Here is a 21,761-nt window from a genome sequence, read left to right on the forward strand (position 1 = left end):
TATAAGAAAACCACAGCCTGCGCGGGCTGTGGTTTCTTGTCTGCGCTGAGCGAAGCGGATCGATAAGGGCAGGGGACTCGGGCAGAATCCGTGATGAGATGTTTCATCGGATTCTCTGCACGTTTCGCACGTTTCCGCAGGTTCCCGCCACAACCGGTCTCAGGCGCCGAAAAAAGCCGGCGTCCGCTTCATTAAGCGGACACCGGCTTTCTTGCGAGGTCGGGATTACCGGAATCATCCGGAATCCGACTTTAGAAGCCCGAATGATACTTGTCCGGGCTGGAAGAATCGGACTTCGTGGCGGTCTTGTCCTTTTCTTCCTTCTGCTCCATATTTAAATCTTCCAACGGAATCGGATCGACGTTTTTTTCGCTTTCGTGAAGATCAAACAAACTTTCATTTTCGGTCGGAAACTGCTCCGGATGGTCGCGCTTGCCTTTTTGCTGCGTCTGGCGTTCCAATTCATGGCTCGTTTTTTTCGGTTCCGTCATGAGACTCACCTTCCTTCGGTAGATATACCATAAGTACCTCAAACCGAAAATTCTCAAACAAAATCCGCACGATAACGGCCGTAGAGCGTCGAAACTCCCAGTGAAAAATAAAGGAAGTCAGACGAAAGATCGAAGGGAAAGCAGCTCTTCCAGAATGTTTTGCTTGTCCTTCCCGTTCTTTACGATGAAGACACGGACATTGTCTCGGCAGTTCTCCAGCTGTTCCAGGAGCTGCGGTCTTTTGTGCTTCCGGAAGTTCCACACCCATTTGACGAAATCCCAATCGAGCTGTTCCGGACAGCCTTCGTTAAGATCCGGCCGCGTCCGGTTGTGATAAATGATCCGGCGTTTAATGACCCGGTAGACGACCAGCCAGGAAGGCAGATCGAAAAAAATAACGACATCCGCAGCCTTCAGACGCATTTCCAGCGTCCTTCCGTAATTTCCGTCCATAATCCAAGCGGGCTCCCGGATCAGCTCCCCGATAAATTCGTCCCATTCTTCATTCGGAGTCGGCACCCATCCCGGTTTCCAATAGTACGCGTCCAGATGATAAAGAGGCAGCTCCAGCCTCTCGCCGAGTTCCCGGGCAAAGGTGGATTTTCCCGAGCCGCCGGGTCCGATCAGTAATAATTTCATTCCGTTCTCCTGTTCTCCCCCTGCAGGAGGATATTTCCGTTTTTTTAAGACAGCCGGAAAATTTTATCAGGTTCGATCATAGCGTGCAATAAAAAGTTGGAATCCCGACGAAATAAACTCTTTTTCATTTACAAAACTAATCATCTTAGTATATCATAAAACTAATGCTATTAGTTTTTTTGAAGGAGTGTTTGTATGGGTGTCGTTTTGGCTGGTAACCTGGGAATTCGTTTTATTTTGGAATGTTGTCTTCTCGTCGCGGTCGGCTATTGGGGAATGACGAAAGGAGACGGCTGGATGATGAAGACGCTGCTGGGTGCCGGGGCGCCGCTATTGACCGCTGTCGTGTGGGCGCTGTTCATGTCTCCTAAAGCAAGTTATCCCCTTCCTCAGCCGTGGCACTTGCTTATGGAAGCCGCTATCTTCGGTATGGGAGCGGCCTCTTTGTTTGCGGCGGGTTATACGCGCCTTGGTTTCCTCTTCTTGTCCTCAGCGGTTGTAAACCGCCTTCTGATGGCTGTCTGGTCGCAGTAATCGGCGGACTTCCCCTTTATGCGATTCCTCCTCTCTGCCTGCTCCCTGTTCCTTCTCATTCCTTCGCATCCAGAATAAAGAAAACGCTTGTAGACAAACTAAGAAGACTACACGAGTAAAGGCAGAGGATACGCCATGGCATTCTTTCTTCGTGGTTTTACCAAAATAGCAAACCGTCCGCCGAAACGGCCGCGGCAGCAGCCGGCGCCGGGTACTTCGAACGCCGGTTCCCCGGAAGCGGCCGGCGCCGCGGAAGAACCGGGCGGCGCTTCGCTGGCGGAAAGGAAGGGATGGCTGAAATCGCAGCTCGCCCATTGTTCCGATGTCGTTTATCACACCTTTACGGCGGGGACAAATACGCCCTGCCTCCTTGTCTACATCGAAGGGGCCGTGGACAGAAACGATTTGCAGCAGAGCGTGCTGAAAGTGATTCTAGGCAATTCGTTCGTTCAAGGAGCAGAACATCTCGCCGGGAATCTCTTCGACCGCAGAATGATTCCCGCCAACCGGCAGAAATCGCTCCTGACGATGACGGATGCGCTTCAGGATATTTTGGAAGGCAGCGCCGTGCTTCTGCTTGATCAGGAGCCCCGCATGATGTCGTTCGGGCTGAGCTCCTACGTCAAAAGGCAAATCGACGAGCCGAACAGCGAAACCGTTATCCGCGGACCTCGGGAGGCGTTTGTCGAGAGCATTCAGGACAACTTGTCCTTGCTCCGGAAACGGCTCCGAACGCACAATTTCAAAAGCGTGGAACAAATCATCGGCACGAAGACCCGCACCCGGGTCATTACGGTCTACATGGAAGACGTCTGCAGTCCGGCGCTGGTCGAAGAAGTTGCCAGGCGGCTGGCCGATATCGAGATCGATTCGGTTATGGGCTCCAGCTATCTGGAGGAATTTATCGAAGACAATCCGTACTCTCCCTTTCCCCAGCTGCAATATACGGAACGCCCCGATGTCGCCGCCGCCGCCCTTCTCGAAGGTAGAATCACCATTATTGTGGAAGGTACGCCCATTGCCATTATAGCGCCCACAACTTTGTTCATGATGATGCAGTCCGCCGAAGATTATTACCAGCGGTTCTGGGCGGGATCGTGGATCCGCTGGATCCGGTACGTGTTCCTGTTCGTTTCTTTGCTGCTGCCGTCCTTTTATATCGCCATTACAACCTTTCATCCGGAAACGATTCCGGAAAGAATGCTGATTACGATCGCTTCATCCAGAGAGGTCGTCCCTTTCTCGGCGTTTGTCGAGGCGCTGATCATGGAAGTTTTCTTCGAAGCTCTGAGGGAAGCGGCCACGCGTATCCCGAAATCGGTCGGGCAGGCCGTCTCCATCATCGGCGCGCTCATTATCGGGACGGCAGCCGTGCAGGCGGGCATCGCCTCGGCGGCGATGGTCATTATCGTCTCGCTGACGGGCATCGCCTCTTTTATTATCCCGCACTACGATCTCGGGCTCTCGTTCCGGCTGCTGCGTTTTCCCATCATGATCCTGGCGGGCGGATTCGGGCTGGTGGGCATTGCCTGCGCCATGATCCTGATCTACATCCATCTCACGGAGCTGAAGTCGTTCGGCATCCCTTACCTGTCCCCGGTCGTGCCGATGGTTCCCAAGGATATGAAAGACATTTTCGTGAGGGCTCCGTGGTGGACCATGATCACGCGGCCCAAGTTTACTTCATCCCGCAATCTTCACAGGCAGAAGCCGAACGGCCGCAAGTGGGAAAATCCCGCCGAGGAAGGAGATTGAACGAGCATGCGAATGACGGCAAGATTAGCGGGGATTCTTCTCTCCCTCTTTCTGCTGGCAGGGTGCTGGTCCTCGGTCGAGCTGAATGACCGTGCTTTCGTGCGAATCGTGATGGTAGACAAAACCGATGACGGATACGAGCTCGTGCTGGGCATGCCGCTCGCGAACCGGTTGATTCCCGGCGAAGTGGGCGGAGGCTCCCAATCAGGGCGTGAGCCGTTTACGTACTTTTCCAAAATCGAAACGAACCTGAGCGACGCCTTCCGTAAAATCCAGAACGATCTCTCGCGGAAAATCACATTCGGACAAACTCACGTCGTCATTATCGGAAATCGGTACGCCGAGGAAGGGATCGGATCGCTGCTGGATCTGATAGCCCGTGAACCGAGAGTACACATTAATGCAAACTTGTTCGTGACGCACGGCAGCGTCGATCAGATTATCGACCTCCCTCTGACCATGGAACGTTTCCCGTCCGACATTTTCTACGCCTACGGCAAACGCAAAATAGCGACGGCCATCAATTTCAAAGATATCTTGAAAGCCCATTACATGGGTGGAGATTTTCTGGTTACCCGTCTCGTTTTCGGTAAAGCGGGCATTATGAACGAATCCAAAGAGGAGAATTGGATGGGACCCGACGGGGCGGCTGTATTCAAAGCAGACAAGATGGTCGGCTCACTGCCGGGCAAAAAAGCCGCAGGGGCTTTGTGGATACAAGGTCAGCCCGAAACACGGGAGATTACGGTGCCTTCCCCGACGGACGGCAAAGCCGTCAGCCTGCTCGTCGAACGGAATTCGACCCGGATCCGGCCCGAGCTGACGGGAGATATCGTTACGTATAGCATTCATGTCAAAACAGATCTGGATATCGTCGCTTCTTACTCCAACATTAATTTAAAAGATCACAAGCAGCTTAAAGAAATGGAGAAAAGTGTGGAAAACAAAATCAAGGAGGATGTCGAGCACTCGATTCATCTGACTCAGCAAATGGGAACCGACGCGTTTCAGTTGAACCGCTATCTGGAATGGAAATACCCGAAGGAATGGAACCGCATCCGTAAAGAATGGGATGAAATATTCAGCAAAAAAGTCAACATCCAGTGTACGTCCGACGCCACCATCCGTAGAATCGGAGTGGTCAAGAAAACGTTCACCCTAGATCCGCAAAAGGACAAGGAGGTTTCAAAATGATTACGGTCCTGCTGACGTACGCGATTGTCATGATCATTCAATGGAGATACTTGGTGCGCTGCGGAAAAAAGAAACGGACCTTCTCCGTTTCTTTAAGCGTAACCGGCGTCCTTTGCGCCTGCGTGCTGTTTCTCCGTCATTCGAATAACGGTGAATCCTTGATTGAATGGCTCGAAATCGTATTCGGTTCCTGGCATGTGACGTCTTAAACCGCTGAAGGAGGCTATCATGGACAAAATAACGCCATTGCAGACTTATATGCTGTTCACCCAGTACCTTCTGTCTACGCTGGTCAGCTTTCTTGCGGCGCCTCTTATTCAAAATGCGGGATATTCGGTCTGGATTCCCGTTATGGCCGGCTGCCTTCTGGGAGGAACGCTCACCTACCTGGCCTACAAATTAAGCTGCCGCAGACCCGGGGGCTATATGGCGGAGTACGGCGGTGAGATTGTCGGACGGCCTCTTCATTATGTGTTCATCCTGTTAATGGCGTTTGTTTATTTGTTGTTGGCGGCGCTTGTGCTTAGGCAACTGACCGATTTTATCGTCGAAATTTACCTCCCGGGCACTCCCCTCTGGGCCGTGGCCGGCCTGCTCGGCCTATGCACGACGAGGCTTGTCCACTCGGGTATAACGAACATATTCCGTTCAACCCAAGGTGTTTTTTTCGTGACACTGGCTCTGATTGTACTTATCGCCGTTGCTTCCTGCCAGGATATCGTCCCCTATTCGGTCATTTCCCTGTTCACCAACTTTGACGGACGCGGCATTCTTAGCGCAACGGCTATGATTACGGGACTTTTCGGAGAAATGACGTTTATCGTGCTGTTTTTCCCCAAGTTCAAAGAAACGGGCCGGACGATGAAGGCGCTGGCATGGGCTATCGTCACTGCCGGAATTTTGACGCTGGGGATTATGATTCCGATGGTGCTGCTTTTCGGGCCTTCCCTGGCAGCCAATCTGACCTACGCCAATCTGGAAATGACGCGGTACATTCAGCTCGGGAATTTTATCCAGAACATGGACCCGATCCTCATTCTCATGTGGTTGTTTACGCTGCTCGTCAAAATCAGCCTCTTCCTGTATATCTCGGTGATCACCGTCACCCAGACCCTGAAAATGAAAGATACCCGGCTGCTCACCCTGCCATTCGGCGTTACGGTCATTTTCCTCTGCCTCTGGATGGTGAATTCCTCCGAAACCCTGGACCGGTTCGCCGGCACGACCGCGGTGCCCATGACGCTGGTGGCGGAGCTGATTCCCGTCGTGTATCTGCTGATCGACACGCTACGTTCCCGCTTCAAAAAGCGGCAATCCGTCCGGGAACCTTCCACTTAATCGCCCTCAGACGGCGCTGGCCGGGAAAGTCTCTTTACCGCTCCCACACAATAAAAAAAGCCGCGCCCGTTTACCGGACCGGCCTGTTCGCCGCCTCTATTCACACGGACATGGTGTTAATCCGTCCCGTCTCCGCTGAGAAGATCATACAAACGTTTCAGAATAACGGCCTCCGCCCACAAAGGAAGCGGCTCGTCAAGGTTGTCTTTCCACGCCGGATCGGTCAGAAGTCCTTTCTCGTAAAGCCAATCCACGCCTTCCGTTTTCCAAGCCGGTATTACCGGCTGAATTTCCGGATTCAGTCCCATCGCTTTGGCCACCCCGTCTCCTATGGCGTTCGCCAGATTTGTAAGCACGCCTGAATCGCCGAGCAGACTGACGTCGGCAGCGTTATCAATAAACAGATTTTCAAGCAGCACCGCGGACATGCCGGTTTCCCGCAATACCGCAAAATCCGCTTCCTTCTTGCCCCGGTCCGCGACTTTCAGGGTGCTCAGATACTTCGCAATCGTATCGTGAACGATCGTGCGCTTCTGTCCCGTCACTCCGCCGGAAGTGCCCGGATAAACATACGATTCGAATCCTTCTCCGCCGCCGGCATTGATATGAATGGAGACGAAATAAGCCGCTCCCCAGCCGTTTGCCAGGCTTGCGCGATCGGACAGGGCGACGAAGACGTCAGTGCTCCGTGTCAGTTTGACATTGGCCGCATACGCGTTTACGAGCCGGTCCCGGACCTGGAGCGCCAGCGTAAGCGTCAAGTTCTTCTCCAGCAGGCCGCTGCCCGTAGCGCCGGAATCCGTGCCGCCGTGACCGGCGTCGATCACGATAAGCGGTTTAACGGTCGGCACTTGAGCCGCGGCTGTCATGCCGTCGTACAGCTTCAAGATGGAGTGCCCGTAGGTTTCCCCCGCTTCCAGGGCGGCCTGCAGGCTGGCGTATTTGCTGCGGTCATAGCCGGGAACGGCCCAGCGGCCCGCAAGATCCTCCCAGTTCGGCGCGATGCCGCGCGTAACGAGAGCAAACCGGGGATCAACGAGAGCTTCTCCGGCCGGAAGAGGATTTTGGGTCGCATAGGCGAAAAGATGCTGAATCTGCGCCGTTACGCCGTCCTTGATCGTCGGAAAGCTGTTGCCGGGAACTCCCCCGGTCGCTCCGATACCGGCAAAGTTGTTCTGCTCGGGTTTGACGTCTCCCCCAAACCTGAACCAGTTCGTTTCATGAATGGACTGGGCGACGGCGACATCGCCGCGGACGCCGTATTTGGCTCCCACGGTAAGAAATTGTCTGGCTATTTCCGGGTTGAAGGACGGATTAACCTTGCGAATGAATGCGGTGATACCATCAAGCGAAGCTAGTGAAGCGCCTATGATCGGATGCTGGGATACAGCCATTGTCCTCACCTCTTCAACGTCATGTAGGATAGGACAGGATATGCCGGTTTCGCCATTGCGGTAAGTGTGGATGTCCCATCTGGCTCCAATATAGCTCATATGCCCTTGTACACGCGAGATAAATCCGCGAAGAAGTCAATATAACCCGGCAGGCAGACAAAAAAGACCTTCTCCCGGAAGAGAAGGTCTTTTTGACGAAGCCGAAAGGTTTATTTAAACACTTTCACGCGGTCTTCAAGCGGCTGGAACTGTTTCTCGCCGGCTTCTGCGGCAGGTTTGCCGAAAGGCATTTGAGCCACGAGTTTCCAGGTTGCAGGCACGTTCCATTCGGTGCGCACCGCTTCGTCGACGAGCGGGTTGTAGTGCTGCAGGGTAGCTCCGAAACCTTCGGCTTCCAGACTCGTCCATACGACGAATTGAAGCATGCCGGAAGAATGGTGGGACCAGATTGGGAAGTTGTCGGCATAGGCCGCGAATTGCTGCTGCAGACCTTCCACGACAGCCTGGTCTTCGAAGAACAGCACCGTTCCGTAGCCGTTTTTGAAGAGGCCCATTTTCTGGGCGGTTGCTTCGAACTTCTCGCCGTCACCAACGATGCCGCGCAGAATCTCCGTTGTAAGATCCCAGAACTTGTCATGCTGTTCGTTCAGCAGAACGACCACTCTCGCGCTTTGAGAGTTAAAAGAAGAAGGCGTATGTTTAACAGCTTCGTTTACCAGTTCCACAATTTTCTCGTCCGATACGACGGCTTCTTTGCTGATCGCATAGATCGAACGTCTGTTTTTTACAGCAGTATTAAAATCCATGATTTCTTAGCCACCTCTTTTTTGTAAGTTACCTACTTTTATAGTGTAACCTATTTCGAATAAAAAAGCATCTTTTTTTTAGCGAGTGGAAATAAGGGTTGATTTGGGCACAAAAAAAGCTGAATCCTCCCGCTTCAACTGCTTGAAGCAAAAGGATTCAACCGTTTGCGAATCGTCAGCGCGTGCCCGCCGCCGATTCGGCCGACTGTCCGGCGCGTGGTATGTGACGCTTGACCATGAAATAATAACAAAGGATGGCGCCAACGTCCGCCGCCGCGATAACGATCCCCATCGGAACGGCCGTGCCGCTCCCCGCGATCCCCACCAGCGGGGCGACAAGCCCGCCGAAAATAAACGACAGCAGGCCGAGCAAAGCCGAAGCGCTGCCTGCGGAATGCCCGTAGTTTTGCATCGCCAGAGAAAATCCCGCCGTGTTCACGATCCCGACGCTCGACACCACAAAGAACAACGGAATCAGGATGGCCGTTAGTCCGGCTCCGGCAAGAATCATCGCAAGAAGCGTGATGCCCCCGAGACCGGCAATGATCAGGCCGCTGATCAGCAGCTTCGTCTCGCTCACCCTTCCGGCCAGGCGCCCGGCAATCTGACCCGCCAGAATAATGCCCAAGCCGTTGATGGCAAAGAACAGGCTGAACATCTGGGGCGAGGCGCCGAATATATTCTGGATCACGAACGGCGATCCCGAAATATAAGCGAACATAGCCGCGGCCACCAGACCCTGCGACAGCGCGTAACCCATAAAAATCCGGTCGCGCAGCAGCGTTTTGAACGTGGCGACCGTCTGCTTGACGCCGCCTTTCGTCCGCCTGTCCGGGGGCAGCGTTTCGGGAAGCCCCTTCCAGGATGCGAGCAGCATGATCACGCCGATCAGAGCCAGCACGATAAACACGCCCTGCCAGGAGGTGAACTGAAGCAGCTGCCCGCCCGCAATGGGCGCAAGGATCGGCGCCACTCCGTTAATGAGCATCAGGAGCGAGAAGAACCGCGTCAATTCGGATCCGCTGTACATATCCCGCACAACCGCCCGCGACAGCACGATGCCCGCAGACCCGGCCATTCCTTGTATGAAGCGGAGCACGATAAGCCCCCAGACGGAAGGCACGATCGCGCACAGAAGAGATGCGGCCGTATAAACGGCGAGGCCGATCATAAGCGGCCCCCGGCGGCCTTTGATATCGCTGATGGAGCCTGCAAACACCTGCCCGATGGCAAGGCCGAGCAAACAGGAGGTCAGGCTCAATTGTGCCAGCGAAGCCGTCGTATGCAGATCGTCCGCCAGTTTGGGAAGCGCCGGCAGGTACATATCCAGCGACAGCGGTCCGAAAGCCGACAGAGAACCGAGAATGACGGCAAGCGTAAATTTCCGCGAACGGCCGGCTCCTTCCGCTGCGGCGAGACTGTTGTTACTCATCCGATTCAACCCTATCTTGTGAATTTTGATTGCTTTGTCCGATTCCTACTATAATCGAAAGCTCCCGTAAAAAGAACAACGTTTACTGTAACTTATAAAGTTACAAGCTGTCAACACCCTTCCGGGAATCCCGCAAAAAAAGCGGAACGTCCGCATGCAGACGTTCCGCTTTTCCTTTTTGCCGTTACCGGTAACGGCGCCACTTACAAATAAGCCGGCCGCACGCAGACCGGCTTCGATACCGCGGCCGACTGCCCGGTATACTGGATTCTGCCGCTGGAGCGGTCCACACGGAACGTGGCGATGTTGTCCGTGTCTCGGTTTGCCGCGATCAGGAACTTGCCGCCCGGCGTCAAGGCGAAGTTGCGCGGATGCTTGCCTTCCACGGACACATGTTCCACAACCGTGAGCTTCCCGCTTGCCTCGTCCACCGAATAGACGACGATGCTTTCGTGACCCCGGTTGGAGCCGTACACGTATGCGCCGTCTTCCGACACCAGAATCTCGGCGCAATAGCTCTCGCCCGTGAACCCTTCGGGCAGCGTCGTCACCGTTTCGATCGGCTCCAGAACGCCTGACTCTTCGTCATAGTGAAAAGACGTCACCGTGGAGCTCAGCTCGTTGATGACAAACGCCAGCTTGCCACCGGGATGGAACGCCATATGACGCGGACCCGCTCCCGGAGGCACGGCGGCTTCGCCATGCGGCTTCAGCACGTTGTTCTCCGTATCCAGGGCGTAGGATACGATGCGGTCCAGGCCCAGGTCCGGTACGAACACGAACCGGTTGTCCCGGCTGAAGAACGCCGAGTGCGGATGAGGCTGCTCCTGACGCTCGGGGTCCGCCCCGTGACCTTCGTGCTTCTTCACGTCGAGCAGTCTGCCGACTGTGCCGTCCGCTCGCACCTCGACGAGACCGACGAGGCCGCTGTGATAGCTCGCCACGACGAGGTAGCGTCCGCTCGCATCCCTCTGGATATGGCAGGTCGGCGCTTCTACGGTGACCGCATGGTTCATTTCGGTCAAGCTCCCCTGCGCGGGATCAATGGTATACGCGTAAGCGGACCCGGTCCGGGCGCCCTCGCTCGTCGTTTCCTCGGAAATGGCGTATAGCTTGCGTCCCTGAACATCCAGGTTCAGAAACGTGGGATTTTTGAGGCCGGATACCTCATCCAGCTTCCTAAGCGCTCCCGTTTCTTCATTTAATTCCATCACATACACACCCGGGCCTTCCGATTCCGCATAAGAACCGACAAAGACCAGCAAACGTTCTCCTTGACCGGACATTACTCATTCCTCCTCATTATAAATGCGTGAAACAACTTTTATGTATGTACTGCGGTATGCTTCTCTAAATGTACACGCTTCCTGCCATAAAAATCAAACTAATTCCCTAAAATAAAAAACACCCGTACAGGGAAACTGAACCCCCGCGGGTGCCCGGATACTTTCCGCCTGCGTTCCCTTGCTAGCGGGACAAAAGCGGCTTGATTTCGGAAATCATCTCCTCCATGGACCTGGAGCACTCTTCAAACATCCGTTTGGCTTCCGGATCGTTCGTGGAAAGGCCGAACATCTCGATGTCCGCCTCGCATTTCTTGATCTGGGCGAGCAGGACCGCTTTTTTCTGAGGCTGGGGAACCTGCAGCTTGTCGTCGAACAAATCGACGTAAAGCTCTCCGTAAGAGTCCACCTGACCCAGAAAAACGTTGTCGATGGTCGCGTCCATCGTTTCCAGCTCCGTCTGGAGCCAGCCCCGGTTGAGACCGATGGCGGCCAAAGGCTCGTCGAGCGCCTTGCCGTCCATGATCACAGCCTGCGGCTCTTCCGCCGGGCCCACTTTAATGCCGAGGTGCTTCGGGGTCAGAGGCTGGTTTTCCTTTTTCAGAAGTACGTTGATTTCCCCGCTCGCTTCCATCACCGCAAACTCGACGTCGGCCGCCTGGAACACGTTTTTCCTGCGCAGGCTTTGCAGCAGATCGTCCGTAGTCAGCCGTTCCTTCTTCAGGTTTTCTTCCATAATCTTTCCTTTTTTAATGAGAATCGTTTCCCGGTTATCAATGAAATCCCGGGCCGCTTTGCTTTTCACCTGGAGAAATCCGATTCCGACGGCAGCCAAAACCCACACGAACAGAGCTATAATTCCCAAATACCAATCGGCGGTGCGGCTCAGCGTTATATAGACGGCCAGGACGGCTGCGGCGACCCCCGTTGTCACTTCAAAAAACGTCAACCGGCTGTTCTGCCTCTTCCCGAGCAGCTTGGCTGCGGCCAGGACGATCACGATGACCATCAGGGTCCGTAAAACAACCACGATCCAATCCGGCATAATCCGGTCCCTCCTTCTGTCGGTTCTCCTTAAATTTATCTTTCCGGTTCCTAAAAAAGTTGTCCTTTTCCGGGTCGTTTTATTCTTCCCCGGGGCCATTTAGAGCCGGTCGCTTTTTAAACCCGCGCATGAATGAAACCGGGGGTGTCCGGTTAGATTACTTTTTGTCCAATCAAAGGATTTCACGGAAAAGGAGGTGTATACGTTGACAGTCGGCTCCCAAGTAAAAACTTGCCTGGCTTCCCTGAAAAGCGCCCAAGCGAGCCTGGAAGCTTTCGCCCTGAGCACACAAAACCAGGACGCGAAATCTCTCTTCGAAAATGCCGCCAAAACCACCCAGGAAGTCGTCACCCAGGTACAAGGCCGCGTTGAGCAGTTGGAAAACGAAGAACCGCAATACCAAGGCTTCTGACCATGATCGTAAAAGCTTTGCCGGCTCGGGCCGGCAGAGCTTTTTTTGCGTCCTTCCCGTTTACGGCAACGTAAGGCGGGTGGCAGGACTTAGCTCTGGGTCTGCCGTGTATTATTGCGGAAGTCTGCAAACAATGAAACCAACTATCATTGTGCGAAAAGGATGTGTTCCCATTGGCGATCCCTTATGCCGATTGCGATTTTTCACCGATGAAACAGAATTTGAAAGACGACCTGGAGAAGCTGGTTCTCCGTCTTCAGCGCAGCATTCAAACGTTGGACGAAGAAAATCACTGTATGCTGGGCGAAATTGAAGGCATTAAAGAAAATTTCCTGAATATCGAGTCCAAGGCGTCCACCTTTTACTTGAACTGCTACCTCTCCCCGTTCACCGATAAATATACGGAACTGTCCGTCAGTGCACAAAATTTGTCCAAGCGGCGTCACGGCGCCTTGATCGTCGTTCAGCGCAACGACTCGCTCGACGGGCTTATCCAGCCGGGAGTCGCCATCGGGGCGTCGGTCACGCAGTCCCTGCTGGAATCGCTGTTTTATCCCGGAACGCCGCTTCACGACGGGGCCGTCCTGATCAAGTTCAACCAGATCGTCTCCGCCAAAAACATTCTTCCCCTCTCCCATATCGTCCAGGCGGAGCCTAAGCTCGGCACGCGGCACCGGGCGGCCATCGGGCTCACGGAGCTGAGCGACGCCATCGTCCTCGTCGTGTCGGAGGAAACGGGTCGCGTCTCTTTCGCTTCCAAGGGATACTTGTACCCGATCGTTCCCCGGTAAGGGCCGCTTTCGCACATCTCAGCGCAGCAAAAAAACTCAGCATCGCATGGATGCTGAGTGACGGGTCCGGGCGCGGAAAACCCGAAAAACCGGAAAGCCCGCTTTAGCCAGGACCCGCTTTATTGGCCGGGACACGGCTCTTTTAGCCTGGGCCGGCCCGGTTCAAGCTGCGCTCAGGGCCGGCTCCGCGGCGGGAACGTTCGCCGCCGCTTCGCATCAGCTTTCCGTCTGCCGGGAGCGCCCGAACAGACTGTCTACCGCCAAATAGCGGCTGCCGGTCAATACGAGCAGTAAGGAGAGAGCGAAAAGCGCCAGATCCAGCTCGAAACCCGCGGATTGTCCGTTGCCGGTAAACCCGGCGGAGAACTTGACGCTGAACATCGCTCCGATCATCAGCACGCCGAACAAGGCGGCAGCGATCCGGGTTCCGAGGCCGAGAATGATTGCGGCACCCCCTACGGTTTCGATAACAGCCGTTACATACGCCAGAAAGCCGGGAAGGCCGATGCTCTCAAACCAGCCGGCGATATTCCCCAGCCCGCTTTGAAATTTGTCCAGCCCGTGGACCAGAAACGTTACCCCTAATACCAGCCTGACGATCAGCAGACCGATTTCTGTTTTCCCGTTCATCATCAACATCCTCCCATTAATGGTTGTAATTGGTTTCCGGTTTATTCATATGGACTCCGTCCGGAAATCAGAATCAAAATTGCAAACACAAGTAACTCAATGTTCCGAATTCGTAACCGCGGTAAATGACCCGTGGTGTCCGTTCTTCGCTTCCGCTTCCGAGCGCAAGGAAAAACGGGACGAAATGCTCCGCTCTAGGCACGGCCATACGGCTGTGGGGGGCGAGCGCTTCATAGCGGTACAAGGTGTTCTTATCCCGCTCCAGCGTGTGCCGGATAAGCCAGTCGTCGAATTCGACGGCCCACGGTTCCGGTTCCTCCTGTCCCCAGTTGACCATCCGGAGATTGTGAACCGTTACTCCGCTGCCGATAACCAGGATATCCTCTTCCCCCAGCCCGCGCAGAGCTTCACCGATAGCGGTCTGTTTATCCGGCGGAAGATAGGGATTGACGGAAAGCTGGATCACGGGGATGTCCGCTTCGGGAAACATTTTGTAAAGCAGCGTCCACGAACCATGGTCGAGTCCCCTTGCGGAGTCGGTATCGACTTCGATCCCCTTTTCCCGGAAAAGCCCTTCCAACCGCGAAGCGAGCTTGACGGACCCTTTGGCCGGATAGGCAACCTTGTAGAGTTCGTCCGGAAACCCGTAAAAATCGTAAATCGTCTCGTACGTCTCGTCGGTCGAAGTCAAGGTCAGAACCTCGCTCTCCCAGTGAGCCGTAAAAATAACGATCGCTTTCGGTTTCCACTGCTGTCCCAATTCCCGTAAAAAGCTCGTATACTCCGTATCTTGAATAGCCAGCGCAGGTGAACCGTGGGCTAAAAACAACGAAGGAATCATGGAGCCAGCCTCCTTTAAAGTTTATTAAGTTACTTTTCGTAACCTAGTGTATGATTGTAACTTTATAATGTCAAGCAATTTATTTATTTGCTGTTACTATATTTTTATTAGCAAAATGAGCGTATACTGGAGGGAGGAGGGATGCCTGATGAAAGAATCTAACTTATGTCCCCGCTTTGAAAAAGGAATGCAGCTCATCAGCAAACGCTGGGCCGGCCTCATCGTCTATCAGCTTTTATCGGGACCGCAGCGTTTTTGTACGATAGAATCGAATCTGCCTTTAAGCGGGAAAATCTTGTCCGAAAGATTGAAAGAGCTTGAGCAGGAAGGCATTATCCGGCGGAATGTGTATCCCGAAACGCCGGTAAGAATCGAGTACTCGCTCACGGAGAAAGGACTTGCCCTGGAGCCGGTCATCCGCGGAGTGGAGCAATGGTCTTCCGCCTGGCTTCAGCCCGAATGACACGCGAGGATTGACAGTGGGAATGCGCGTACCTATACTATTTAGAAGTTCGCATATGCGCGTAAATGATTATCGTCCGCATCTGTTTGACGGAGGTGAGACTCATGACCATCAGCAGCCGCTTTGCCGTAGCCGTTCACATTTTATCGCTGCTGGAGCTGAATAAAGAAGGCCGCAACACGTCCGAATATATAGCCGGAAGCGTCCGTACGAATCCGGTCGTCATCCGCCGGATTACCGGCATGCTGAATAAAGCGGGCTTGACCCGGACGAGCCCCGGAGTCGCCGGAGCCGCTCTGGGCCGGGCTCCTGCCGAAATCACTCTGCTCGATATTTACCGGGCGGTTCAGGCGGACATGCAGGACGAGCTGTTCGCGATGCACGAGAATCCGAATCCGGACTGCCCGGTCGGCAAGAACATCCAAAGCACGCTCGAAACTCAGTTCAACCGGGCTCAGCTTGCTATGGAGCGGGAGCTTGACGGCGTTACCCTGGCCGATATCGTAGCGGATCTTGCCCGCTGCGAATAGTCTGCCCGCGGATCGTTCGTGCAGGCGGGCGAATACCCCTATGAAATCGCGAAAGCGGATTCAGCCAACAAAAAAAGACATCCGGACCGGCCGATCAGGCGGGACTTGATGTCTTTTTTAGTGCGTCTTAGAAGAATAATCGGAGTGCGGCCAGGGACAGCACCCCCGCGATCACGGTTCCGAACAGGCTGCGCGTATAAACCGCAACGGCCAGAGCGGGCAGGGCGGCCAGCAGCTTGTACGCATTATCCGCCACGGACAACCGGCCGTCTGTCAAGAGCAGCTCCTGGGCCAGCAGCGCAGCCATAACCGCGACCGGCACGTGCTGCAGCCAGCGGATTCCCCATTCCGGGAGCTTCATGCGGCTGAGTACGAGCAGCGGCAGCACGCGGGGAATCCAGGTGACGGCGGCGCTGCCGACGATGATCCACAGGACGAGTTCGCTCACTTCCATTTCTCGATCACCATCCCTGCCGTCGCCGCGACCAGTATGGCGGCGATAACCGTGAGTCCGCTGTCCAGGAAGCGGCTTCCTCCAACTACCACGGCAGTCGCCGTGACCGCCACCGCTAAGTCGGTGCGGATTTTACGCCGTGCGGCCATTTGAAGGATAAGCAGGCCGATGAACATCCCCGGAAGGGCGAACTCCAGTCCTAGCTTTTCCGGATGAGCGATCCGCTCCCCCATCAGGCCGCCGGCCATATTCGCCGCGAACCAGTTCAGGTAAGCGGTCACATTCAAACCCAGCATCCATTTGTAGGGAATTTCCCCGTTTTGAGCCGCCCGGCTTGAGGCAACACCGAACGTTTCGTCCGTCAGCAGAGTGCCGGTCGCGATATTTTTCCACCACGTATACTTGGAGAAATAAGGGGCCAGAGCCGCACTGAGCAAGAGATGGCGCAGGTTGACGAAGAACAGGGTCACGATAACGGAAACGGCCGGGGTCCCCGCGGCAATCATACCGGCGGCAATAAATTGGGCGGACCCCGCATAGAGAAGCAAAGAAATCAACCCGATCTCGGCGACACTCATCCCCGCGGTTTTCTCCACGACGCCCGCCGCAAATCCGATGCTCAAATAACCCAGAAGCGTAGGCACGCAGTCTTTGACCCCTTGGAGAAAGCTGTCCCCGTCTGAGCGCTTCTCCGTTTCCGGTACCGGCCTATTCGTGTTCATGTCTCTCGGACCGGCCGTTCTTGCAGCACCGGTCATCCGGTTTCGGCCCGCTCACGGCATTATTCGCCTGTTCGAATACGCCGACCATTCGCGAGAGGAACGTATTGATGAGATCCAGCTGCTCCGGCGTATATGCCTCGCAAACTTCCCGGGTCATCGTTCCCAGCGGCTTATAAAGCGCCTTGATCGTCTTTTGCTTCTCTTTAACCGGAACGATGATGACACGGCGGCCGTCGTGTGGGTCCTTCTCTCTGCGCACGAATCCCGCCTGCTCCAACCGGTCGATCAGAGCCGTGACGGTTCCCGTAGTCAACCCGGTCAGCTTGGCAAGTTCTCCTGCCGTGATCGGTCCTTTTTCGTTCAAGATGTCCGCCGTTTTCAAATCGGTATGTATGACCCCTAGGGAATGTGCCGCATTTTGCTGAAAAAGTACGATTCGCGTAGACATTTTACGCATATGACCGATCAGTTCCAGCGCTTTCTCTTCAGATTCGGGCAAAACGCTTGACAAGTAAAATTCCTCCTCATAAACTAGAAATTATCTCGATAATCAAGATAATGGGGTTGACGAGATTGTTTATTCATTTTAACGAATAAACTTTTTTTTGCAAAGGAGATGTCTTCCAGACGCCGGAAAAAGGACCGTTAAACTTGGAACCGCAACTTATTCAGAGGAGGATTTCCCCTTGATTCAGAAAGACAACAATCTTAACCGGGTCGTTGCCGGGCTGCTGCTGGCTATCCTGATGTCCGCCATGGACAACACGATTGTCGCCACAGCCATGGGCACCATCGTCTCGGATCTGGGCGGCTTCGACAAGTTCGTCTGGGTCACGTCCGCCTACATGGTGACGACGATGGCCGGAATGCCGATCTTCGGCAAGCTGTCCGATATGTACGGGCGCAAACGTTTTTTTATCTTCGGTTTAATCGTGTTCCTGCTGGGCTCCGCCCTATGCGGAATTGCCCAGAGCATCGTCCAGCTCAGTATTTATCGGGCGATCCAGGGAATCGGAGGCGGCGCGCTGCTGCCGATCGCGTTCACGATCGTCTTCGATATTTTCCCGCCTGAGAAGCGGGGCAAAATGACCGGTCTGCTGGGCGCGGTGTTCGGCTCGGCGAGTGTGCTCGGTCCCCTTCTCGGAGCTTATATCACGGAATACATAAGCTGGCACTGGGTGTTTTACGTCAACCTGCCGATCGGTCTGGTATCGCTGCTGCTTATTATGCGCGCCTACAAGGAATCTCCCGGGCATGTCGAACAGCGCATCGACTGGTGGGGAGCGATTACGCTTGTCGTCGCGGTCGTGAGTCTCATGTTCGCCCTGGAACTCGGGGGCAAGGAATACGCTTGGGACTCCGTTCCGATCGTAAGCCTGTTTGCAAGCTTTGCCGTGTTCTTCATTCTGTTCTTCATCGTCGAACGGAAAGCGAAGGACCCGATCATCTCGTTCTGGCTGTTCAAACGACGTCTGTTCGCAACTTCCCAGCTTCTTGCGCTGCTTTACGGAGCGACATTCATCATTCTGACGGTATATATCCCCATTTATGTGCAGGCCGTCTTCGGCGGTTCCGCAACGAACGCGGGCCTTATCCTGACACCGATGATGCTGGGCAGCGTGGCGGGCAGCGCGATCGGAGGAATTTTCCAGACGAAAACGAGCTTCCGGAATCTGATGATTATTTCCGTCTTCTCGTTCCTCGCCGGCATGTACCTGCTCGGCGGCTTGACGCCAGAGACGAACAGGGCTCTCCTGACCGTATTTATGATCATAGCCGGGTTCGGTGTCGGCTTCTCGTTCTCCCTTCTGCCTACCGCTTCCACCTACGACCTGGAACCCCGGTACCGCGGCACGGCGACCTCCACGAACTCGTTTCTGAGATCGTTCGGGATGACCATCGGCATTACGATTTTCGGCAGCATTCAAGCGAACGTCTTCACCGACAAAATCAAAACCGCCTTCCAGGGAATGAACGGCGGCGGGATGGCCGGAATCGATATGAGCAACCCGCAGCAGATTTTCCAAGCGGACAAACGCGCCTTGATTCCGCCGGATATTTTAAACAAAATTATTCACGCCCTGTCCGAATCGATCGCCTTTACGTTCATGGCCGCCCTCATTCCGATCGTTCTGGCTGCGATCATTGTGTTCCTCATGGGGAACGCCCGGGTCGTACCCGCCAAACAAAAGACCGGCCAGCCTTCCTGACCGGATAAGAAGAACGGAGATGAACAGCCGGAAATGCTGTTCATCTTTTTTTGTTGAAGTTTGGCTGTTTCATTCGTTAAAATTCGGGTATATAACCCAATAGATGAATTTTGAATCTTTATTATTCGGTCTCAAGGAGATGGTAACTTACATGACCCGCCTGCAAATGAATCCTCAGTCCCTGGCTGACCACTTATTTTCCAATACGGCAGACGGCCTTGCCTTGTATTCCCGGAACGGCGTTTGGATGCAGGTAAACGAAGCTTGGTACCGCCTGTGCGGCTATTCTCCGGAGGAACTCGCCCGCATGACTTTAAAAGACCTTGTGCACCCGGACGATTGGAAGGATGAACGGCCGGAAGCATCCTCACCGGACAGTTACGTACAAAAAGTTCGCTTCATTCATAAATCCGGGCGCGAAATCCCCGTTCTGCTTACAAGAAGTCATCTGAACGGGAATCCGCCCGCGGCACCCGAGTGTTTCGTCCTGCGTGCGTCCGAGCTCTCACCCGTCCAAGAAGACGTGCAGACCTGGAACCGAATCAAACAGCAGTACCGGCTGATGTCGGAATATTCCCGGGATCTCCTCTACCATACGGCTCCCGACGGGACGATTCTGGACTGCGCGCCTACTATCCGGCGGATACTGGGATATTCTCCGGACGAGCTCATCGGGGTCTCCGAGGATGTGCTTTACTGCTTCCCTCCCGGTTTACAAACCGAGCAGTCCGTTTCCGCCGAAAATGAAGAATGTGCGCGGCAAGTCAAATTGCTTCATAAGGACGGCCGCCACATCTGGTTCGACTTAACCGTGAAGACAATAATCGGCGACAACGGCGAGGAACTTTCTCTGAAAATCGGCCAAGAAATTTCGGACCGCAAAAAGAATGAACAATTCATAGCGGAAGCCCAACGCATCGCTCTGATGGGAAGCTGGGAATGGGACATTTCAAGCAATGAGATTCTTTTCTCGGACCAGCTGTTCCAGGTGTCGGGAATTGATCCCGAAAGCGCCGCTGTCCACGGTATCCTGAGCCTGGTCAGCGAAGATTTACATCCTGCTTTTAAAGAAGAGCTGGATAAAGCCTTAGCGAACAAGGAACTCAGTTTCGAGTACCGGAGACAGAGGAAAACCGGCGAAGAAATCTACCTGCATATCCGCGGCCTTGTCACGTATTCGGACCAGGGAATTCCCCTTAAAATCAACGGCACGATTCAAGATATTACGGACCGAAAGCTGGTTGAACGCAAGCTTCAGGAAACGGTCGAACGCTATACATCGCTGAAAAAATATAACCACGATGCCGTTTTTTCGATGGACCTGGAAGGAAAAATTTTGAACACCAATTTGATGGCCCAGGAAATGACGGGTTATGCGGTTCACGAAATGATCGGCGTCTGCTTCACGGAGCTGTTCGGCACGGAGGATATTACGGATATCCTCGAGGCTTCCCTGAAAGACACCTCCGCCGATAAACACATCGACAAAATTACGGACAAGTACGGCAACACCGTGGAAGTACTGACCACGATCGCCCCCATCATCATCAGTGAAGTGAACGTCGGGTATTACATTATCGCCAAAGATATCCGGGAACAGAAAAAGCTGATGATCGAGAAAGAAAGCGCGGAAGCCACGAACAAAGCCAAGGGCGAGTTTCTGGCCATGATGAGTCACGAAATCCGCACTCCCATGAACGCGGTGATCGGCATGACGGATCTGCTGCTTGAAACGACCTCCTTCAGCTCGGAGCAAAGAGAATACTTGAATATCATCCGCAAAAGCGGCGATACGCTGCTCGGCATCATCAACGATATTCTGGACTTCTCCAAAATCGAATCGGGCGTAACCGAGCTGATCGAGGAACCGTTCGATCTCCGCAGCTGTATTCTGGAGTCCGTCGATCTTCTGACGCCCAAAGCGATAGAAAAAAATCTCGAGATGATCTGCGCCATGAGCCAGAATATGCCGTCTACCCTTCTGGGCGACGCCAAACGGTTAAAACAGGTGCTCATTAACCTGATCGGGAACGCCGTGAAATTCACGAGTACGGGAAACATTACGGTTTCCGTCAAAAAGCAGGCCCAGTCGCAGGGAACCGTAGAGCTGTTGTTCCAGATTAAAGATACGGGAATCGGAATTCCGAAAGAAAAAGCCGACAAGCTGTTCCAGCCTTTCTATCAGCTCGATAATTCCATGACGCGTGAAACGGAGGGAACCGGGCTCGGGCTCGCCATCTGCAAGAAGCTGGTCCAGCTAATGGGAGGCGATATCTGGATAGAGCAGCCGGATGAACCCGGCGCTCATTTCCTCTTCAACGTCGTTCTGAAAGAAGCGGCGCAGGAGGCTGTTTTGCTTTCTAAAGACAAGACGGTGGCGGAGAAAGCTTCCGGCAACTCCCTCAAAATCCTCGTTGCGGAAGACAACCGGATCAATCAGCTCGTGCTCGTCAAAATGCTCACCAACCAGGGCCATACCGTTCGCGTGGTGGACAACGGCAGCGAGGTCGTCGAAGCGGCACTGACCGAACGGTACGATATCGTGTTTATGGATGTGCACATGCCGGAAATAAACGGCCTTGATGCGGCGCGGATGATTAAGGAAGCGCTTAGGCCCGAAGAATATCCGATCATCGTGGCCGTTACGGCAAACGCGCTCAAAGGCGACCGGGAAAAATGCCTTGCGGCCGGCATGGACGACTATATCAGCAAGCCGATCTTCAGCCGGACCGTCAACGAAACGATCCAGAAATTTTTCTCTTTCCAGCAGGCGTAACACCGCCATGCGTCGATTTAC

23 protein-coding genes are annotated in these 21,761 nt (G+C 54.2%); 11 read left to right on the forward strand and 12 right to left on the reverse strand.

What is annotated here, in order from left to right; translation table 11 throughout:
* Window positions 1–251 precede the first annotated feature (251 nt).
* Window positions 252–491, reverse strand: coding sequence for a hypothetical protein (locus KVT34_RS13280; protein ID WP_217559170.1), 240 nt, complete (start codon window positions 489–491; stop codon window positions 252–254).
* A gap of 117 nt (window positions 492–608) precedes the next feature.
* Window positions 609–1,130, reverse strand: a complete 522-nt coding sequence (locus KVT34_RS13285; RefSeq protein WP_217559171.1) for a DNA topology modulation protein — start codon at window positions 1,128–1,130, stop codon at window positions 609–611.
* Between the two features lie 195 nt (window positions 1,131–1,325).
* Here KVT34_RS13285 and KVT34_RS13290 point away from each other — a divergent pair, with 195 nt between their 5' ends.
* The 5 genes from KVT34_RS13290 to KVT34_RS13310 all read left to right on the forward strand — a co-directional run bounded on the left by KVT34_RS13290 (window position 1,326) and on the right by KVT34_RS13310 (window position 5,951).
* Complete coding sequence (locus KVT34_RS13290; protein WP_217559172.1) at window positions 1,326–1,664, forward strand: YrdB family protein; 339 nt, start codon at window positions 1,326–1,328, stop codon at window positions 1,662–1,664.
* A gap of 135 nt (window positions 1,665–1,799) precedes the next feature.
* Window positions 1,800–3,419, forward strand: a complete 1,620-nt coding sequence (locus tag KVT34_RS13295; protein ID WP_217559173.1) for a spore germination protein — start codon at window positions 1,800–1,802, stop codon at window positions 3,417–3,419.
* 6 nt (window positions 3,420–3,425) lie between these two features.
* Window positions 3,426–4,613, forward strand: coding sequence for a Ger(x)C family spore germination protein (locus tag KVT34_RS13300; RefSeq protein ID WP_217559174.1), 1,188 nt, complete (start codon window positions 3,426–3,428; stop codon window positions 4,611–4,613).
* Complete coding sequence (locus KVT34_RS13305) at window positions 4,610–4,822, forward strand: hypothetical protein (RefSeq protein ID WP_217559175.1); 213 nt, start codon at window positions 4,610–4,612, stop codon at window positions 4,820–4,822. Before KVT34_RS13300 ends, KVT34_RS13305 begins: the two co-directional genes overlap by 4 nt.
* A gap of 19 nt (window positions 4,823–4,841) precedes the next feature.
* On the forward strand, window positions 4,842–5,951 hold the full coding sequence (locus KVT34_RS13310) for a GerAB/ArcD/ProY family transporter (RefSeq protein WP_217559176.1): 1,110 nt from the start codon (window positions 4,842–4,844) through the stop codon (window positions 5,949–5,951).
* Between the two features lie 116 nt (window positions 5,952–6,067).
* Here the strand turns inward: KVT34_RS13310 and KVT34_RS13315 are convergent, their stop codons facing one another.
* The 5 genes from KVT34_RS13315 to KVT34_RS13335 all read right to left on the reverse strand — a co-directional run bounded on the left by KVT34_RS13315 (window position 6,068) and on the right by KVT34_RS13335 (window position 11,911).
* The gene (locus tag KVT34_RS13315; protein ID WP_217559177.1) at window positions 6,068–7,345 is read right to left on the reverse strand and encodes an N-acetylmuramoyl-L-alanine amidase; all 1,278 of its coding nucleotides are present in this window, start codon (window positions 7,343–7,345) and stop codon (window positions 6,068–6,070) included.
* 209 nt (window positions 7,346–7,554) lie between these two features.
* The gene (locus KVT34_RS13320) at window positions 7,555–8,151 is read right to left on the reverse strand and encodes a nitroreductase family protein (RefSeq protein WP_254634806.1); all 597 of its coding nucleotides are present in this window, start codon (window positions 8,149–8,151) and stop codon (window positions 7,555–7,557) included.
* 175 nt (window positions 8,152–8,326) lie between these two features.
* A complete protein-coding gene (locus KVT34_RS13325; protein WP_217559179.1) occupies window positions 8,327–9,583 on the reverse strand; it encodes a multidrug effflux MFS transporter in 1,257 nt (418 codons plus the stop codon).
* A 203-nt stretch (window positions 9,584–9,786) separates the two neighbouring features.
* On the reverse strand, window positions 9,787–10,869 hold the full coding sequence (locus tag KVT34_RS13330) for a lactonase family protein (RefSeq protein WP_217559181.1): 1,083 nt from the start codon (window positions 10,867–10,869) through the stop codon (window positions 9,787–9,789).
* Window positions 10,870–11,050: 181 nt separating this feature from the next.
* On the reverse strand, window positions 11,051–11,911 hold the full coding sequence (locus KVT34_RS13335; RefSeq protein ID WP_217559183.1) for a DUF421 domain-containing protein: 861 nt from the start codon (window positions 11,909–11,911) through the stop codon (window positions 11,051–11,053).
* Window positions 11,912–12,116: 205 nt separating this feature from the next.
* Between KVT34_RS13335 and KVT34_RS13340 the strand changes: the two genes are divergently transcribed.
* Together KVT34_RS13340 and cdaS are read left to right on the forward strand one after the other, a co-directional pair.
* Window positions 12,117–12,323: a DUF1657 domain-containing protein gene (locus KVT34_RS13340; RefSeq protein WP_217559184.1), complete on the forward strand. Its 207-nt coding sequence runs from the start codon at window positions 12,117–12,119 to the stop codon at window positions 12,321–12,323.
* Window positions 12,324–12,496: 173 nt separating this feature from the next.
* A complete protein-coding gene (cdaS, locus tag KVT34_RS13345) occupies window positions 12,497–13,114 on the forward strand; it encodes a sporulation-specific diadenylate cyclase CdaS (protein WP_254634807.1) in 618 nt (205 codons plus the stop codon).
* 216 nt (window positions 13,115–13,330) lie between these two features.
* Here the strand turns inward: cdaS and KVT34_RS13350 are convergent, their stop codons facing one another.
* Both KVT34_RS13350 and KVT34_RS13355 read right to left on the reverse strand, forming a co-directional pair.
* Complete coding sequence (locus KVT34_RS13350; protein WP_042227277.1) at window positions 13,331–13,747, reverse strand: DoxX family protein; 417 nt, start codon at window positions 13,745–13,747, stop codon at window positions 13,331–13,333.
* A gap of 70 nt (window positions 13,748–13,817) precedes the next feature.
* Window positions 13,818–14,585: a DODA-type extradiol aromatic ring-opening family dioxygenase gene (locus KVT34_RS13355; RefSeq protein WP_217559185.1), complete on the reverse strand. Its 768-nt coding sequence runs from the start codon at window positions 14,583–14,585 to the stop codon at window positions 13,818–13,820.
* 148 nt (window positions 14,586–14,733) lie between these two features.
* On the opposite strand from KVT34_RS13355, the gene KVT34_RS13360 reads away from it, so the two are divergent.
* Window positions 14,734–15,048, forward strand: coding sequence for a winged helix-turn-helix transcriptional regulator (locus tag KVT34_RS13360; RefSeq protein WP_217559186.1), 315 nt, complete (start codon window positions 14,734–14,736; stop codon window positions 15,046–15,048).
* A 104-nt stretch (window positions 15,049–15,152) separates the two neighbouring features.
* Window positions 15,153–15,578 carry an Rrf2 family transcriptional regulator gene (locus KVT34_RS13365; protein WP_217559187.1) on the forward strand — a complete coding sequence of 142 codons (426 nt, stop codon included), beginning with the start codon at window positions 15,153–15,155 and terminating at the stop codon, window positions 15,576–15,578.
* A 127-nt stretch (window positions 15,579–15,705) separates the two neighbouring features.
* On the opposite strand, the gene KVT34_RS13370 is transcribed toward KVT34_RS13365, so the two are convergent.
* The 3 genes from KVT34_RS13370 to KVT34_RS13380 are packed head-to-tail and all read right to left on the reverse strand — an operon-like array spanning window position 15,706 to window position 17,211.
* Entirely contained in the window at window positions 15,706–16,032 is a 327-nt protein-coding gene (locus tag KVT34_RS13370) for an AzlD domain-containing protein (protein WP_217559188.1), read from the reverse strand.
* On the reverse strand, window positions 16,023–16,754 hold the full coding sequence (locus KVT34_RS13375) for an AzlC family ABC transporter permease (RefSeq protein WP_217559307.1): 732 nt from the start codon (window positions 16,752–16,754) through the stop codon (window positions 16,023–16,025). The genes KVT34_RS13370 and KVT34_RS13375 overlap by 10 nt, the downstream gene beginning before the upstream one ends.
* On the reverse strand, window positions 16,741–17,211 hold the full coding sequence (locus KVT34_RS13380) for a MarR family transcriptional regulator (protein ID WP_254634852.1): 471 nt from the start codon (window positions 17,209–17,211) through the stop codon (window positions 16,741–16,743). The genes KVT34_RS13375 and KVT34_RS13380 overlap by 14 nt, the downstream gene beginning before the upstream one ends.
* A gap of 289 nt (window positions 17,212–17,500) precedes the next feature.
* Here KVT34_RS13380 and KVT34_RS13385 point away from each other — a divergent pair, with 289 nt between their 5' ends.
* Both KVT34_RS13385 and KVT34_RS13390 read left to right on the forward strand, forming a co-directional pair.
* A complete protein-coding gene (locus KVT34_RS13385; RefSeq protein WP_254634853.1) occupies window positions 17,501–18,964 on the forward strand; it encodes an MDR family MFS transporter in 1,464 nt (487 codons plus the stop codon).
* Window positions 18,965–19,115: 151 nt separating this feature from the next.
* Window positions 19,116–21,740 (forward strand): PAS domain S-box protein, encoded by a 2,625-nt coding sequence (locus KVT34_RS13390; RefSeq protein WP_217559192.1) that lies wholly within the window; start codon window positions 19,116–19,118, stop codon window positions 21,738–21,740.
* The last annotated feature ends 21 nt before the right edge of the window (window positions 21,741–21,761 follow it).

Source organism: Paenibacillus sp. GbtcB18 (genome assembly GCF_019091125.1).
Classification (GTDB): domain Bacteria; phylum Bacillota; class Bacilli; order Paenibacillales; family NBRC-103111; genus Paenibacillus_F; species Paenibacillus_F chitinolyticus.

What these genes read in the sequence shown, in the direction of transcription:
- KVT34_RS13365 (WP_217559187.1), top strand. Translation starts at nt 15,153, where the DNA reads ATGACCATCAGCAGCCGCTTTGCCGTAGCCGTTCACATTTTATCGCTG.
- KVT34_RS13295 (WP_217559173.1), top strand. Translation starts at nt 1,800, where the DNA reads ATGGCATTCTTTCTTCGTGGTTTTACCAAAATAGCAAACCGTCCGCCG.
- KVT34_RS13315 (WP_217559177.1), bottom strand. Translation starts at nt 7,345, where the DNA reads ATGGCTGTATCCCAGCATCCGATCATAGGCGCTTCACTAGCTTCGCTT.
- KVT34_RS13335 (WP_217559183.1), bottom strand. Translation starts at nt 11,911, where the DNA reads ATGCCGGATTGGATCGTGGTTGTTTTACGGACCCTGATGGTCATCGTG.
- KVT34_RS13360 (WP_217559186.1), top strand. Translation starts at nt 14,734, where the DNA reads ATGAAAGAATCTAACTTATGTCCCCGCTTTGAAAAAGGAATGCAGCTC.
- KVT34_RS13280 (WP_217559170.1), bottom strand. Translation starts at nt 491, where the DNA reads ATGACGGAACCGAAAAAAACGAGCCATGAATTGGAACGCCAGACGCAG.
- KVT34_RS13300 (WP_217559174.1), top strand. Translation starts at nt 3,426, where the DNA reads ATGCGAATGACGGCAAGATTAGCGGGGATTCTTCTCTCCCTCTTTCTG.
- KVT34_RS13390 (WP_217559192.1), top strand. Translation starts at nt 19,116, where the DNA reads ATGACCCGCCTGCAAATGAATCCTCAGTCCCTGGCTGACCACTTATTT.
- KVT34_RS13370 (WP_217559188.1), bottom strand. Translation starts at nt 16,032, where the DNA reads ATGGAAGTGAGCGAACTCGTCCTGTGGATCATCGTCGGCAGCGCCGCC.
- KVT34_RS13355 (WP_217559185.1), bottom strand. Translation starts at nt 14,585, where the DNA reads ATGATTCCTTCGTTGTTTTTAGCCCACGGTTCACCTGCGCTGGCTATT.
- KVT34_RS13330 (WP_217559181.1), bottom strand. Translation starts at nt 10,869, where the DNA reads ATGTCCGGTCAAGGAGAACGTTTGCTGGTCTTTGTCGGTTCTTATGCG.
- KVT34_RS13320 (WP_254634806.1), bottom strand. Translation starts at nt 8,151, where the DNA reads ATGGATTTTAATACTGCTGTAAAAAACAGACGTTCGATCTATGCGATC.
- KVT34_RS13310 (WP_217559176.1), top strand. Translation starts at nt 4,842, where the DNA reads ATGGACAAAATAACGCCATTGCAGACTTATATGCTGTTCACCCAGTAC.
- KVT34_RS13290 (WP_217559172.1), top strand. Translation starts at nt 1,326, where the DNA reads ATGGGTGTCGTTTTGGCTGGTAACCTGGGAATTCGTTTTATTTTGGAA.
- KVT34_RS13350 (WP_042227277.1), bottom strand. Translation starts at nt 13,747, where the DNA reads ATGATGAACGGGAAAACAGAAATCGGTCTGCTGATCGTCAGGCTGGTA.
- KVT34_RS13380 (WP_254634852.1), bottom strand. Translation starts at nt 17,211, where the DNA reads ATGCGTAAAATGTCTACGCGAATCGTACTTTTTCAGCAAAATGCGGCA.
- KVT34_RS13385 (WP_254634853.1), top strand. Translation starts at nt 17,501, where the DNA reads ATGTCCGCCATGGACAACACGATTGTCGCCACAGCCATGGGCACCATC.
- KVT34_RS13375 (WP_217559307.1), bottom strand. Translation starts at nt 16,754, where the DNA reads ATGAACACGAATAGGCCGGTACCGGAAACGGAGAAGCGCTCAGACGGG.
- KVT34_RS13325 (WP_217559179.1), bottom strand. Translation starts at nt 9,583, where the DNA reads ATGAGTAACAACAGTCTCGCCGCAGCGGAAGGAGCCGGCCGTTCGCGG.
- KVT34_RS13285 (WP_217559171.1), bottom strand. Translation starts at nt 1,130, where the DNA reads ATGAAATTATTACTGATCGGACCCGGCGGCTCGGGAAAATCCACCTTT.
- KVT34_RS13305 (WP_217559175.1), top strand. Translation starts at nt 4,610, where the DNA reads ATGATTACGGTCCTGCTGACGTACGCGATTGTCATGATCATTCAATGG.